The sequence below is a fragment of the Oceanobacillus sp. FSL W7-1293 genome (genome assembly GCF_037969815.1).
Classification (GTDB): domain Bacteria; phylum Bacillota; class Bacilli; order Bacillales; family Amphibacillaceae; genus Oceanobacillus; species Oceanobacillus oncorhynchi.
In genome coordinates this window covers 2,804,042-2,819,074 of the sequence record NZ_CP150212.1, presented here as the reverse complement: position 1 = coordinate 2,819,074, position 15,033 = coordinate 2,804,042, and the positions used below count along the sequence as shown (strand labels likewise).

Sequence of the window (15,033 nt, the reverse complement as noted above, 5' to 3'; positions counted from 1 at the left end):
ATTTGTATTGGATATTAAAAACATTCGCCTTTAGTAATTTAACCCAAGCGGGATGTTTTGTCAATGTTTTATGTCTGTTTATCGACATAATAATTTGAAAAATAAGGCACTTTACGACAATCTGTGATTGAGTTTAATAAATGTAGAGGGATTATTTATCATATATACACTAACAATGCTTAATCAGAAAAGAGCTGTCATGCTATAATTGGTTGATAATCATATCAAAATAATGAATTGGAAGGGGAATACATCATGGCCATATTTTCAAAAGATGCACTAGAAGGAAGGCATGTATTAATAACAGGTGCAACTGGCGGAATAGGAAGAGAAACAGCGAAGATTGTTGCGCAGATGGGGGCTAAGGTCACCATAACCGGACGGAATGCCGATAAGCTTGCAGAACTTAGACAGGAGCTGGAAGGTCTTACTGATGCTTCGAAGCTATTTGTACAGCAGGCAGATATAACAGAGGAAGCGGAAAGAATGCAATTGGTCCGCAACGCACGGGACGCATTGGGATTTATCTCTGATTTAGTCAATGCCGCTGGAGTTGCGGGAAACAAGACGGTGGATCAGCTGGAAGAAGCGGATATACAAGCCATGCTTACAGTAAATTATTTGTCTGCATTCAGTTTAACGAAAGAAATTTATCAGAAGATGCAAGAGAAGCAGCAGGGGAATATCGTCAACGTGGCGTCTTTATCCGGTTTGCGGGGGACATATGGAAATAGTGCTTATGCTTCTTCTAAATTTGCGATGATCGGCTGGACACAGTCCATGGCCTTGGAAGCAATTGCTTATAATATTCGTGTCAATGCAGTTTGTCCCGGTTTTGTTGATACAGAAATGGTGCAGGGCTTATTTGAAGCAAAAGCGGAAAATACAAATCAATCCTATGAACAGGTAAGAAAAGCAGCAGAGGATTCGCTGCCATCTCAAAAAATAACAGCTCCGGATGAGGTAGGCAATACGATTGCGTACCTGCTGACGGATGCTGCCCGAAATATTGTAGGGGAGTCGGTGAAAATTTCAGGGGGGGCTGTGATGCGATGATAAAAAAACTATATATTGGAGGAGAGTCTCCAATATATAGTTTTTTTAATTGATGCATAATCTTTTCCATTGAAACATCCTATTAGCGTAGTTCTTTTGGCTTATTTTTCCTAATTATTATGCTTTTAACCGTTAATTCACAATCGAATTTCATTAGAATTAGCAATTATTATTGCTGATTTAGAGAATGAACATACTATTTTAACAGTTTTACGAAAACAGGAAAAATAGATAGTTTAATTTATGAAAAGCACATGCAGCAATGTCTCAAGCAATTGCTATTCGATATTAACTCATCCCGAAAGTATCAATATATCGTTGTATATCAAGAAAAATAGGCTTATTTTACCAGAGGATATGTTGTTTTTTTCTTCTTATTGTAAATGTTCTCATACCTGTTGACAGTAAATTCCACTCCTATTAAACTGGTAATTAATAATTATAAAGGTAATTAAATCTTAGGTTTTTTGCTCCAATAAGGATATTAATGGAGTTTTTACCCTAAATCATTACTAAAACGAATATAAAGGAGATGGGTATTAATGGCAGGACAAATTCGTATGAGTCCAGAAGAACTACAGTCAAAAGCAAACGCTTATGGGGAAGGCGCAACGGACGTTAATGATGTTTTACAGAGGTTATCCAACTTGCAAGAGCAGTTACGCTCTGAGTGGGAAGGACGCGCTTTTGAGCAATTTGATGTTCAATTCCAGCAGTTAAGCGAGAAGGTAGTAGATTTTACGGAGCTGTTAACGGAAATCCAAACCCAGCTTAAGAAAACTGCTGAAGCTGTGGCACAGCAGGATGAAGCATTAGCAAATAATTTTGGACTTAAATAATTAAGAAATTTGTAATATTACCAATAATCACTATTTTGAGCCACACGACGATTGTTGTGTGGCTCCTGTTCATTTCATAGATAAATAGATTTTTAAGAAGATGCAGGAGTTGAAAATAGATGAAAAAGCTGAACAAGCGAATTCTATTGTTTTTGATTTTGATGCTTTGTCTTGCTTCAGGTTTGTCCTATCTTGGGTTTAACCAAATATCGACAACGGATACGGAAACAGAAACAGAAGAAGGAAGAGAAGAGCAGATACTGGCAATGGATATAGCACTTGTGAATGAGGATGATGGCGCAACATTTAACGGCGAAGAATTATCCTTTGGCGATGCATTTATCCGAAGTATGGACAAGGATGAATCACATGAATGGTATGTCGTCAGCCGTGGTGTAGCCGACAACGGATTAGAAAATAATACATACGATATGATGATAATTTTTCCTAATGATTTTTCTGAAAAAGCATTATCTATGGAATCCGAATCACCTGAACAGGTGTCATTAAATTATAAAATTAATACATCCGGTAATCCACGGGTACAGGCGGAAGCAGAAAAGACGGCCAATGAAATATTAAATGATGTAAACCGTCGAATTATCGATGTTTATTTTGCAAGTATTGTTGGCAGCTTACAGAATGCGCAGGACAATATTGGTTCCATCGTGGATAAACAAGCAGAACATACCAACACGTACAATAATTCTGTCAACGACCCGCTTAGTTCCTACACAGATCGTTTTAGTGATGTACAGGACAATACAGAAAGATCAAAAGAAAGTTTCAGCGGTTTGGAAGAAATACTAGAATCGTTTGGTAACAGTTTAAATAGCCATGTTGATAACCAGGCTGATACGAATCAAAATTACCTATCAGCAATGCAGGAATATATGGATTTAAAAGAAGTGAATAATAATTTATCGGCGGACATTTCCAGTCAGCAGAATGAATTTAGTAATCAAATAAATAGCGGGGATGTATCGCAGCAATTGGCCGCATTGGAAGAAGCGAATCAAGCAATGAATGACCAGCTGCAGCAAGCGGAAGATGATAGGGAGATAATGGATGCCGATGCTGCTGCAATACAGAATAAGTTAAATGATACGAGAGACCAAATTGCTGACTTAGATATGTATTTGCAGGATAATTTCGACCTGGATATGCAGTCCAGGATTGATGACAGATTGGCCGGCATTTTTGAAGATGCTTTAGATGAGGAAGAAAACGATTTGAGTGTACTGTTCGATGCTGCAGATAATCATGCACATCAGAACATACAACAGCAGATAAACCAATTGCCGCCCATCGATATAGACGAGATGCACCGGCTTGGTTTATCAGGGCAGACCGTTACCGAATTGGAAAATGTCATGGCGGTAACAGAGAAATATAATCAAGCGTTTGGATATGAACCGGATTATGCCAGCGATAGAAGGACATTACCTCAACTTGTCCAAGGGATGAAAACAGAGCTTGCTAACAACGGGGTGGAAGTGCAAGATACGGTCAACCTCCCTGAGGAAATTAAAGAATCAGGTTCTACATTTTCATTACATGTTCCTGAATCGTTCCAAGAGAGTGGTTTAACACTTACTTTAAATAATGAAGAAATCAATTACGAATATAATAACGGAGCAATAACCCTTCCACCACTAGATGAAGGGGAACTAACAGTTCAATTAAACTTGAAATTGAACAATGAAGAGGCTGAAATCGATATTTTCCAGCCTGTCACATGGGGCTGGGAGATTGATCTGGCAAGTGTGAAGGAAGAGCGTGAAGAGGAAGAAGATGAGGAATCTGATTCCCCGGAAACAGCCTCCCTTTTTGAACCAGAGGAGCCGCTTGTAGCTACGATGAGTACAAAAAGAACAGAAACAGATGACAACGACGAATCCTCGGTAGAAACAGAGGATAATAATGAATCAGAAAATGATGATGCGGATCAGCCGGAATCCGATGACGATAGTTCGGAGGAGACGGAAGAAGATGCAAGTGACCCTGAATCTCCTGATTCCGACGATGATTCGGACCAAGAGGAATCAGAATCTGGAAATGAAGAGGAAGAAGATACAGACGCTGGTTCAGACGGAACAACAGAAGAGGAAGAGGAAGATCAAAACGAACCTGAAGAAGACAATACGGACGAAAATGAGAATGAAGAGGAAACGGAAGAAGACGGCAATAACGAAGAAGAAACAGAAGATGATGAGGGCCAAGAAGATGAACAGGAAGATCAAGAAAAAACCGAAACTGTTCATATCACAAACCATCAAATACAACATCAAGTCGATTCATCATTAACCAATGATTCAACGGAAAATTTACTGAATGCAACGGCGGATACAGTAAGTGATTATCAAAGACTGCTTGCATTGTATGAAAATTATTTCGGAATCAGTATAAGAGATAATGAACTGGCTGATCAGGAATTAACCGATCTTGCCGCCGATGATTCGCTTTACAATCTATTTAATAATACGGAGATTAACGACGTATTAGAAGACCGCATGGTGAATCAGCTGACAGATGAGATTACTGCAGAGGTACAACAGCCGACAGAAGAATTACAAGAGCAGATTGAAACCTATAATCAAATGGTCGGGGAAGTGGATGAAAATGCAGAGCAGTTATCTGAAGAAATGAATCAAACGGTCGAGCAAGCTGAAGTAACGAACTATGATATAGGCGAGACCCTGAATGAATTGGCTGCTTGGCATGAAGAGAGTATGCGGCTGGTCGATGAACAAGAGAATACTCCAACGAATAGTGGTGACGAAGATTCGGCAGTCATGACGATGGACAATGATTTACAATCTATTTTTTCAGAGACAGAATCACTGGCAAGCCAAGCTGATACGAACTTAGCTGCAGCGGATGATGTATATCAAATATTTGATACCATTGATGAACAAGCGAGTGATATACAACAAAGCGGTGTCACGCTGGTGGATGAGGCTGCTGCGTTATCTGATAATATGACAGAAACGGTGCTGGAAGATCAAAACTACGCTGAAAACTTTGCGGGAGTTCTCGAAAACAGCCGGGTAGGCGATAGACAGAATGAAGATTTATATAATTTTCTCTCTGATCCTGTTGGAATAAATAACCAAGGAGTGATAGGAACAGAAGAAGCATCCAATCAAAAAAGTGAAAATACAACTTTCACACCATATTTCTTAGTATTAATTTGTTCTATCGTTGCTTTGTTCACAGCCTATGTTATCTCAACAAATAATCAAAAGCGTATGGACAAAGACCAATTTGCGGAAGATAAATCGCTTGTAGGTAAGAACCTGCTGACAACAATACTCACCGCTAGTATTGGAGTTGTCGAAGGACTGGTCATCGGATTGACTGCAGGCTACCTGCTGGGAATTGGCGGAGAAAGACTATTTTTATGGGTCGGTTTGATTACCCTTATTATGCCAGCCATGTTACTCATTGCTACGTATCTGCTTAGGCAGTTAAAAATGATTGGAATGTTTATCCTGCTGATTATTTTGAGTCTGTATCTATTCTTAACAGATGCACTTACAGTCAGCCTGAGTCAAATGGAAACGGTAAGGATGTTCTCTCCTTTACAACATATCGAAACACTGATTGCTAATGTTGTGAACGGAACCGCGAACAGCGTTCTGGGGCTTGCAATTCTTGCCGGTGTTGCTTTGATTGGTGCTGCAGCTAACTTATTCGTCCTGCATCCAAAAGAAAGAGAGGAAACAGAAGATGAAGATGAAGATGCGGCTGAAGCAAATTAGTTGTTTTGCCGTCTGCTTGCTGAGTCTGCTGCTGTTTATCCCCTTGTCGGCCGCAGCTGAAGACGACAGTGATAATAATGGAGAAATGAAATTGAAAATGGACCGCATCGGTGGAGATGGCGCCCAAAATTATCAAAATACCGAAACAGAAAAGGAAAAAAGATTTCCGCATCTATTTAATGAAGAAACAAAAGAGGTAATTGAATCCAAGCAATCCGAAGAAGAAGCAACGGTACAGGAGTTAGAAGAAGTGCTTTTCACGATGGATGTGGAGGATGTTGATACCGTATTGGAAGATACAAAGCAAGAGCTGTTTAATGAAGAATATACAGCTCCAGCTGCTGATAATAATCAGGACAATAGTCAGGAAGAAAGTAATAGCGGCTGGAGCACAGCCCTCTATATCGGCTTTGCCGGTCTGGCCGCTATACTATGTACGGGTATCTATGCGATGTTTCAAAGATTTTCAGGTTAGGGGAGATGGGAAGATGGCATCGAACACGCATATTAATGTCACAGTAGATTTTAGAAAATGGGGGTGGAATACGTATGATTTACGTATTCCCCTTCAAATATCCGTTAAGCAATTACTGCTGAATTTGGCGGAAACATTAAAAATTGATCGGGGAGACCGTTCCCTATCGGCTTTGAAAATAACAACAAAAGACATTTTGTTGACAGATGAAGATAGTTTAATAGATTATCCGGTATCTGATGGAGATATATTAAAAGTTTTATAGATACATACCCCTTTTTACATAACAGCTTGCACTTTAAAAAAGTATAAGAAAAACGATGGAAGCAAAGGAACTTCAACTAAGTTCCCTGCGTCCTGGGACTGGGACTGCGATTACTCGTCCCATCGAAAACCGTCGCAGCGGACATCTCCTTGGCAAGAGCACCAGTGTTTTAAGGACCAAATGTTTTTCTAAAGATTTACTAGAGGATTGCTAGAACGAATGAAGGAGTCAGTCGATATGAAGGAAAGAACAGTACAGATGGAAGAGCTCTTCCTCCATTTCACTATAAACGAGGATGATTGGAGCTTACAGTTACCGAAATCGCAAACGCACGTGAAAGATATTCGCCAGCTCGGATTGATTACGGAAGCTGCTGATTATTTCGTACCACTGACAGTTGATGAAGAAGCTGATATGTTTACCTTCACATTTACTGTTGACCGGGACATGAAAAAATGGGAGGATTTGAAAAGTCTCAGACGCAATGACAAATTGCGTTTATTGTCTAATATTGCCCGTTTAAAAGAATATTTGCATACCAGAACAACTTTTTTCCTTCATCCAGATAATCTTGTATTTGATGATAACCTGATGCCATCTGTGGTATACCGCGGGATTCATGATTTGCTTCCGCCATATGAAATGGAAGAAGAGAAATTCCTGAAGCAATATCAATGCCTGGTAATTGCCTTATTTTCTAAAACTTATACCTTTGACCAGCTTTATCAGGGCTCGCTGCAAAATGCAGATGAAACGGAATTTCAACGGCAAGTGCGTGAGATGGATGATCTTTATCAGTTAATACATTTTCTGAAGGACAGCTATAAAGAAGAACAAAAGAAAACAGAGGCAACGATGCAGCTTGTGCCGGCGAAGCGTTTTCGTCTTTTCAAGGGGCTTTCCATCGGCATGATTATCTTATCCGTGTTATTAATCATTCCGCTCGCCTATTTGATGTTATGGAAATTACCTTATCAGGATACATTGCATGCATCTCATGAGGAGTATCTCGCATCGGATTACGGAGGAGTTATCTCGACATTGGAGGGAGAAGGCCCGGAAGAGCTTCCCTTTGTCAATAAATATATTTTAGCTGTTTCTTATATTAGTGTGGAATCATTATCTGATGATGATAGAACATCCATTATGCGAAATGTCAGCTTGAATAGCGATGAGAATTATTTATTATATTGGATTTACAATGGGCGCGGAGACTTTGAAGAATCGGTTGATATCGCCAAGTATATAAGTGATCCGACGCTTGTTATGTACGGTTTGATCAAACAGATTGAACAGGTGAGTAACGATCCGGAATTAACAGGTACAGAGCAGGAAGAAAAGGTAAATGAACTGGAACAGGAGTTAGATAACTACAGAGAAGAATATGATGTATTGCCGGAGGATGAGGAATCAGATAATCAAACGGAAGAGCTGGAATCTAACGAGGACAATGAAGAAACAGATGATGAAGATTAAAACATAAAAAAGCAGGACTTGTTTGGAGGATAGAAGGATGGCAGAAAATTTACTGATGGTAAGCTATGGGAATCAACTGCATACATGTCATTTGCCATTGGGCGAAGAAAAGGAAATAACGATTGGAAGTGATTGGACAGATACGATTACGTTTCAGTCATTGAAACAGCAACTTCCAATCGCTTGGAATAAAGAAGCATGTATTATTGCAGACGATGTGCTTCATGTAAATGAACAAAAAGTAATACAAATAGAGAGCCAGCCGATGCATTTCTATCTTTTAGATACAGAGCCGGGAGTTGTCTATGACATAGCAGGTAAACGCAGTACAACGTTCAGCTCCAAAGAATATGATGATGTGAGCGTGTCTGGTACATCTGTTAACTTTGTGCTGTTACGCGAGCAGGTAGAATGGTTATTTAAGCTTGAAGTTTATCAGGGGGAAATCTTCCATAATTATGTGCGTACGAGTGGAGAAGTGGCTGTTGAGCCTGGTGATCATCTCTTCTTTGAGGGAGTAACGATGATTATGGGCCACGAAGAGATACAAATGATTGCACCTAAAGACAGTGTCTCATCGAAGCTGGTACCGCTGATAGAACCCAACCGTCGTTATTCTGCGGATTATCCTGATTACCATCGCTCACCAAGGATTGTCTACAGAGAACCGGAAGATAAACGTGTTATTGCCAAACCGGCCAATAAGCCAGCGAAGCCGAGTGAACAGCTGGGACGAACTATTGTCCCGCCGCTGGTGATGATTGCTGCACTTGTCATCGTATCGATTATTCAGCCAAGAGGTATCTTTATTATCGTCATGCTGGCGATGACCGTCACCACCGTTATTTTTTCCATCACCTCCTACGTGAGGAATGTGAAAAAGTATAAAGCGGATATGAAAGAGCGCGATAAGACCTATAGAGAATACCTGCAACGTAAAACCGAAGAGCTGTACCATGTTACGGAAGAACAGCGTCATGCTTTGAATTATCATTATCCGAACGTCACACAAATCCGTCAGATGGCAAAGGATGTCGATGCCAGAATATATGAAAAAACACTATTTCATCATGATTTTCTGAACTATCGTGTCGGTCTTGGGAAGGTTGATTTGAGTTTTGAGATTGACTTTAAGGATGAAGAGTTCGATAAGGAAAAGGATGAACTTGTTGACGCATCCCGAGAACTGCATTCCCAATACAGAGAGATTGAAAATGTTCCTGTCGTGACATCCCTTATGAATGGACCGGTTGGTTATATCGGTTCACGTCACCTTGTCCTGGAGCAACTGCAATTATTAGTCATGCAGACAGCGCTGTTCCATAGCTATCATGATTTACAATTTATTACGATTTTTCCAGAAGAGGAAAAGAAGGAATGGGAGTGGATGCGCTGGTTGCCGCATGCAAGCTTGCAGGGTGTGAATATCCGCGGTTTTGTTTACCATGAACGTTCCCGTGACCAGGTGCTCCATTCCCTGTATCAAATTCTAAAAGAACGGCAGCTTGTTTTAGATGAAAAATCAAATAAAAACGAGAAAACGTATTTCACACCGCACTACCTCGTTTTGATTACAGATGAAAAAATAATTTTGGATCATACAATCATGGAATTTTTCAATGAGGATCCGAGTGAGCTTGGCGTCTCCTTAGTGTTCGTTCAGGATGTCATGCAGTCTCTGCCGGAGCATGTGACAACGGTGATTGATGTAAGAGATGTAAAAAGTGGGAATATTTTGCTGGAAGAAGGGGAATTAGTTAATAAGCATTTTACGATGGATCATTTTCCGAAAGATTTCCATAAGGAAGATGTCTCTCGGGCTTTGGCGCCATTGAACCATTTACAAAGCTTGAAGAACTCTATCCCGGAAAGTGTCACTTTTCTGGAGATGTACGGCGTGGAAAAAGTGGAAGAGCTTGCGATTGCCAGACGCTGGCAGGTAAATGAGACGTATAAGAGCCTAGCCGTTCCATTGGGCTTACGTGGAAAAGATGATATTGTCAACTTAAACCTGCATGAAAAAGCACATGGGCCGCATGGTCTGGTCGCAGGGACAACAGGTTCTGGTAAATCCGAAATCATTCAGTCATACATTATATCGCTTGCGGTAAATTTCCATCCACATGAGGTTGCCTTTCTATTGATTGACTATAAAGGAGGCGGGATGGCAAATCTATTTAAAAACATGCCGCATTTACTTGGAACAATTACCAACCTGGATAATCTACAAGCCATGCGTGCGCTAGCCTCCATTAAAGCGGAGCTGAAAAAACGCCAGCGCTTATTCGGGGAGCATGACGTCAATCATATTAATCAGTATCAAAAGCTGTTTAAACAGGGCAAAGCCACCGAAGCAATGCCGCATCTGTTCCTGATTTCCGATGAATTTGCTGAGCTGAAATCCGAACAGCCTGATTTTATGAAAGAGCTTGTCTCTACAGCCCGGATCGGACGCTCCCTCGGTATTCATCTGATTCTGGCAACACAAAAACCGAGCGGGGTTGTGGATGAACAGATTTGGTCCAACTCGAAATTTAAGCTGGCATTGAAGGTACAAAACAAAAGTGATTCCAATGAAATTCTAAAAACACCGGATGCAGCGGAAATCACGCTGCCCGGACGTTCTTATCTGCAGGTCGGGAACAATGAAATCTATGAACTGTTCCAAAGCGCCTGGAGTGGTGCGGATTATGTACTCGATAAAGGTGGGGGCGAACAGGTAGATACAACGATTTATGCTATCAACGAATTGGGTCAGTATGAAATTTTAACCGAAGACTTAAGCGGCTTAGACAAAAAAGAATCGATTGAAAAAGTGCCGACAGAATTGGAAGCAGTGATTGATTATATGCAGGACTACGCCGAGGAGTTGGAGATTGAGTCATTGCCGCGGCCGTGGCTGCCGCCGCTTCCTGAACGTGTTTTCGCAGATGATCTGCATCCAGTGAACTTCGAAGAGGCATGGCTGGAACCGAAGAAGCCATTACATGCCATGGTCACCCTGTTGGATCAGCCAGAGTTACAAGCGCAGGAGCCTCATACGCTGAACTTGACCAAGGATGGGCATATTGCGGTTTTCTCCAGTCCTGGCTATGGAAAATCAACGTTTCTGCAATCATTAATCATGGATTTAGTCAAACAGCATAATCCGGAGCATTTACAAGTATATTTAATGGATTTTGGCACCAATGGCCTGCTGCCGTTGAAAAATTTCCCGCATGTCGCAGATACCATCTTAATAGATGAAGTAGAGAAAATAGGCAAATGGGTACGCCTCTTAACGAACACCATCAAAGAACGCAAACAGAAGTTAAGTAGATATGGTGTGGCAACGATGGACATGTATGAAAAATCCAGTGGTGAAACAATCCCGAACATCTTTATCGCTATTGATAATTATGATTCCGTCCGAGATGCGGATTTTGGAGAAGAGTTCGAGAAGCTTATTACACAAATCGCGCGCGAAGGAGCAAGCGTCGGTGTGCATCTCGCTATCAGCGCCGGAAGACAGAATGCGATGAAAATGCCGCTCGTCACCAATATGAAAATACAAGTTTCTTTATACCTCATTGATCCAGCGGAGGTGCGGTCGATTGTCGGAAGAACGGACTTGGAAATTGAAGAGATAACAGGACGCGGCATTATTAAACTGGAAGAACCGACCTTGTTCCAGACTATGCTCCCGGCAGAAGGAGAAGAAGCGCTTGCGATTATTGATGCCATACAGGATACAGCGAAAGAGATGGATGCACATTGGCAAGGAGAACGTCCAGAGTCCATTCCGATGATGCCGGAGGGAGCCATTGATTTTGAACAATTCCGGAAAACGAAGAAAACCCGCGAATTGGTTGAGAAAAAACATCTTCCGCTTGGACTGGAATTTGAAGAGGTTACGCCGCTAGCATTTGATCCAATGCAGTTTGGTTTTCTCACGGTAACTAGTGACAGAAAGGATGGACTGGATAAATTAACACATGGATTGGCGAAAAATATGACAATGGTAAATGATGCTTACCATACGACGTTAATCGATACAAATGACGGGTCGCTTGCTGATAATGGAAAGCAATTACATGCTTATGCTTCAGAAACAGCTGATATACATGCTGTTAAAGAGGAGATAACAACAGAAATCCGCAAACGGCTGCAGGGTGAAGCAGAGAAAACAAACTGGCTGGTCATGATTAAGGATCTTAAAGACTTCTCAAACCGCAGCGATATGAAAGACGATGAGCCATCCTTATTATGGGAAGATGGACCATCCGTCGGTATTCATTTTATTGTATGCGGCGATTACAGCTTTATCGGGAGCAGTATTGAAGCGGGAGCCAAGTATATCCGCAGGCGGTCAACCATCGGTTTATTCGCCATGAAAATGGGCGATCAGAATATATTTAGTCAACCGTTCATCCGAAAAGAAAAATATCCAAACGCATATGAGTGCTATTACGTGATGGACCATGAGAATGTAAAAATAAAAATCCCGGAGTGAGGAGGAGAGTAGATGAGCAGTGATGAACTTAATAGGTTACAGAAACGGAAGACCAATGTTAACCAGGATATTGGAAATGCAAGGGAAAGAATCTCTGCTGCAGAAGACAAAATCGAACGCCTGCAAGAAGCTTCAACCGCATTGGATACCAGTATTCAGAGCTTAAGAAGCATCAGAGAAGCTATTGAAAGCTTTGAAGTAACAAAAGCAAAATGGGAAGGAGATCAGGAGAAGCAGTTTGAATCAACGTATAACTCCTATGGTGTTGTTATAGGAAGCTATGACATAGATGCTGGTAATGCTAAACAGCAAATTGATGAAGATCTTGAATTGGCAAAACAGGAAAAAGCTCAAGCTCTGATTGGGCTGGGGATAATGCAATTTAAGTTGGCTGGTTTAGAATCTGATATTAAAGCAGCGAAGGAGGATTCATAAATATGGCAGAAGAAGTAGGTATTAAAATAAGTGAATTCAACGCGAATATAAACAGCTTACAATCAGCTGTTTCCAGTATTGACAGCAGTATGAAAATAAGTCGGGAATTAGAAAAAACAAACATTGAACCATTTACAAAGGATTTGGAAAAAGCCATTGAAGCTATCAAATTGCTGGAAAGGTACAAACAAATGCTGGATGCTGACGTTCTGGCATTAGATAATGTCGGAAAAGAAATGGTAGAAAATGATGAGGAATTGGCTAGAGTAAGCGGACCACAAATAATGTCATAAAGGAGGGAAACGAATGGCGAATAAAGTGGATATATCGGAAGTGACGGATTTTCAGAGTGATTTGCAAGAAGCGTCCACCAATTTCCGGTCGCAATTAGACAAGGTAATAGAACATATGGAAGCAGTCAATGGCATGAACTCCTTTTCCGGAAAAGCGGCCAAAGAAGCAAAACAATATTTTAGTGAATTGCATGTGACATTATTGGAATCGTTCAAAGGACTGTTTGACGATTTGGAAGCTAATCTGGAACAGCATCTTGAAGAATTTCAATCTGAAGTAGATGTGAGTGAAACGGCCATTATTCAAAGTGACTATTTGCAAGATATCCAAGAAGATGTGAATGAACTCTATGAAGATTTAGTTACGCAGGACGAAACGATTCATGATACCATCAATGATGTGTCTGATATTTCTTCAGCCACGCCTCCATCTTTTTCGGATGTAGACGAGTATAAAAATAAGGCGATTAAGAAATTGAAGGAAGTGGATGAAGACTTGGCTTCTTTCACCGGTAAAGGCGATGAAACAGATGTCGAAGCAATCATGAGCAAGATAGAGACAGCGATGAATCATGCGCAAACGAGTGAGGGGCAGGCGAGATTTGCGGATTTTGAAGGGGCGTCTCAGAGTAAAGATTTGAGGAAGTTGCAGGAATATAATGGTAATAAAAAAGAGAGACAGGTGGAAAAGGCCAAGGATTCAGTAATTAACGATATGGATGAATATTCACAAAGTGTCATTAATAATGTCTATCAAGATTTAAAGAAAGGTAAAATCACCAGTAATGACTTTGAGGAGATATTAACAATATTTAAGAAGGTAAAAAACGGATTATGGAGTTGGGAAGATTTACAAGGTAAAGCATCATCAATATTTGATAAATATTTAGAAGATAATTGGGTTAAAAATGGATCAGATTTGGGTATTCCAACTATTGCATCAGCTATCCAACAAACTGGTCTCGGTTTAAACAGGGTTGGTGGTTGGGTGAACAACTTTAAAGGAGTTCGTGGTCCAGCTGGTACTAATTCCTTTGTAATACCAAATGCAACATCCGCTAAAGCAGCAAATTCTATTTTCAGGGCAGATAAACTAGTGAGGAACTGGGGAAAATGGTTAGGACGCAGTTTTGTCGGAACTGGACTTGCTATTGGCATGTATGATGATATTAAAAATAGAAACAAGACACCAGGAGAAGCCGCAACACATAATATAGTTTCAACAGGCGTTGGTGTTGGAACAGGTATAGGTGTGACTGCGTTAGCTTCTAACCCAGTTGGATGGGCTGCTGTAGGAGTTGCAGCTATCGGTGCAGGTATTGGAATGGGGACTACATACATTTTTAATAGGCTATATGATAATAATGTAGGGCACATCAAGGATATTTTAGATTGGGCAGGTCAAGGAGTAGACTGGGCAAGCGAAAAAATAGGTCAAGGAGCAGACTGGACAACAGAAACAATAGGTCAAGGAGTAGACTGGACAAGTGAAAAAATAGGTCAAGGGGCAGAATGGGCAACAGAAACAATAGGCCAGGGAGCAGATTGGACAACTGAAAAGATAAGTCAAGGAGCAGACTGGACAAGTGAAAAAATAGATCAAGGAGTAGACTGGGCAAGCGAAAAAATAGATCAAGGAGTAGACTGGGCAAGTGAAAAAATAGATCAAGGAGTAGACTGGACAAGTGAAAAAATAGATCAAGGAGCAGACTGGACAAGTGAAAAAATAGATCAAGGAGCAGACTGGACAAGTGAAAAAATAGATCAAGGAGCAGACTGGGCAAGTGAAAAAATAGATCAAGGAGTAGAGTGGACAAGTGAAAAAATAGATCAAGGAGTAGACTGGGCGGGAAATGTAATGGATGATGCCGGGAATTTTATTAATAGTGGTGTCGATTTTATTAATCCATTTTCTTAAAGTAATTCATCACATGAAGG

10 protein-coding genes are annotated in these 15,033 nt (G+C 40.7%); all 10 read left to right on the top strand.

The annotated features are described in order from the left end of the window. Window positions 1–255: 255 nt before the first annotated feature. The 10 genes from MKY65_RS13820 (at window position 256) to MKY65_RS13775 (ending at window position 15,013) form a co-directional block, all read left to right on the top strand. The gene (locus tag MKY65_RS13820; RefSeq protein ID WP_339177710.1) at window positions 256–1,056 is read left to right on the top strand and encodes an SDR family oxidoreductase; all 801 of its coding nucleotides are present in this window, start codon (window positions 256–258) and stop codon (window positions 1,054–1,056) included. A 542-nt stretch (window positions 1,057–1,598) separates the two neighbouring features. Next, the gene (locus MKY65_RS13815; RefSeq protein ID WP_339177709.1) at window positions 1,599–1,895 is read left to right on the top strand and encodes a WXG100 family type VII secretion target; all 297 of its coding nucleotides are present in this window, start codon (window positions 1,599–1,601) and stop codon (window positions 1,893–1,895) included. Window positions 1,896–2,014: 119 nt separating this feature from the next. Beyond that, on the top strand, window positions 2,015–5,659 hold the full coding sequence (gene esaA, locus MKY65_RS13810; RefSeq protein WP_339177707.1) for a type VII secretion protein EsaA: 3,645 nt from the start codon (window positions 2,015–2,017) through the stop codon (window positions 5,657–5,659). Further along, the gene (gene essA, locus MKY65_RS13805; protein WP_339177705.1) at window positions 5,628–6,134 is read left to right on the top strand and encodes a type VII secretion protein EssA; all 507 of its coding nucleotides are present in this window, start codon (window positions 5,628–5,630) and stop codon (window positions 6,132–6,134) included. The genes esaA and essA overlap by 32 nt, the downstream gene beginning before the upstream one ends. Window positions 6,135–6,147: 13 nt before the next feature. Beyond that, window positions 6,148–6,399, top strand: a complete 252-nt coding sequence (locus tag MKY65_RS13800; protein WP_339177704.1) for an EsaB/YukD family protein — start codon at window positions 6,148–6,150, stop codon at window positions 6,397–6,399. Window positions 6,400–6,636: 237 nt separating this feature from the next. Next, window positions 6,637–7,875, top strand: coding sequence for a type VII secretion protein EssB (gene essB, locus MKY65_RS13795; RefSeq protein ID WP_339177702.1), 1,239 nt, complete (start codon window positions 6,637–6,639; stop codon window positions 7,873–7,875). Window positions 7,876–7,912: 37 nt separating this feature from the next. Continuing rightward, window positions 7,913–12,367: a type VII secretion protein EssC gene (gene essC, locus MKY65_RS13790; protein ID WP_339177701.1), complete on the top strand. Its 4,455-nt coding sequence runs from the start codon at window positions 7,913–7,915 to the stop codon at window positions 12,365–12,367. Window positions 12,368–12,379: 12 nt separating this feature from the next. Continuing rightward, the gene (locus MKY65_RS13785) at window positions 12,380–12,802 is read left to right on the top strand and encodes a DUF5082 family protein (protein WP_339177698.1); all 423 of its coding nucleotides are present in this window, start codon (window positions 12,380–12,382) and stop codon (window positions 12,800–12,802) included. Between the two features lie 2 nt (window positions 12,803–12,804). Further along, on the top strand, window positions 12,805–13,095 hold the full coding sequence (locus tag MKY65_RS13780; protein WP_339177695.1) for a TIGR04197 family type VII secretion effector: 291 nt from the start codon (window positions 12,805–12,807) through the stop codon (window positions 13,093–13,095). A gap of 13 nt (window positions 13,096–13,108) precedes the next feature. After that, window positions 13,109–15,013, top strand: coding sequence for a T7SS effector LXG polymorphic toxin (locus MKY65_RS13775; RefSeq protein ID WP_339177693.1), 1,905 nt, complete (start codon window positions 13,109–13,111; stop codon window positions 15,011–15,013). The last annotated feature ends 20 nt before the right edge of the window (window positions 15,014–15,033 follow it).

Coding starts and splice junctions, on each gene's coding strand:
- MKY65_RS13820 (WP_339177710.1), top strand. CDS start 256: ATGGCCATATTTTCAAAAGATGCACTAGAAGGAAGGCATGTATTAATA.
- MKY65_RS13800 (WP_339177704.1), top strand. CDS start 6,148: ATGGCATCGAACACGCATATTAATGTCACAGTAGATTTTAGAAAATGG.
- essB (WP_339177702.1), top strand. CDS start 6,637: ATGAAGGAAAGAACAGTACAGATGGAAGAGCTCTTCCTCCATTTCACT.
- esaA (WP_339177707.1), top strand. CDS start 2,015: ATGAAAAAGCTGAACAAGCGAATTCTATTGTTTTTGATTTTGATGCTT.
- essA (WP_339177705.1), top strand. CDS start 5,628: ATGAAGATGAAGATGCGGCTGAAGCAAATTAGTTGTTTTGCCGTCTGC.
- MKY65_RS13785 (WP_339177698.1), top strand. CDS start 12,380: ATGAGCAGTGATGAACTTAATAGGTTACAGAAACGGAAGACCAATGTT.
- essC (WP_339177701.1), top strand. CDS start 7,913: ATGGCAGAAAATTTACTGATGGTAAGCTATGGGAATCAACTGCATACA.
- MKY65_RS13775 (WP_339177693.1), top strand. CDS start 13,109: ATGGCGAATAAAGTGGATATATCGGAAGTGACGGATTTTCAGAGTGAT.
- MKY65_RS13780 (WP_339177695.1), top strand. CDS start 12,805: ATGGCAGAAGAAGTAGGTATTAAAATAAGTGAATTCAACGCGAATATA.
- MKY65_RS13815 (WP_339177709.1), top strand. CDS start 1,599: ATGGCAGGACAAATTCGTATGAGTCCAGAAGAACTACAGTCAAAAGCA.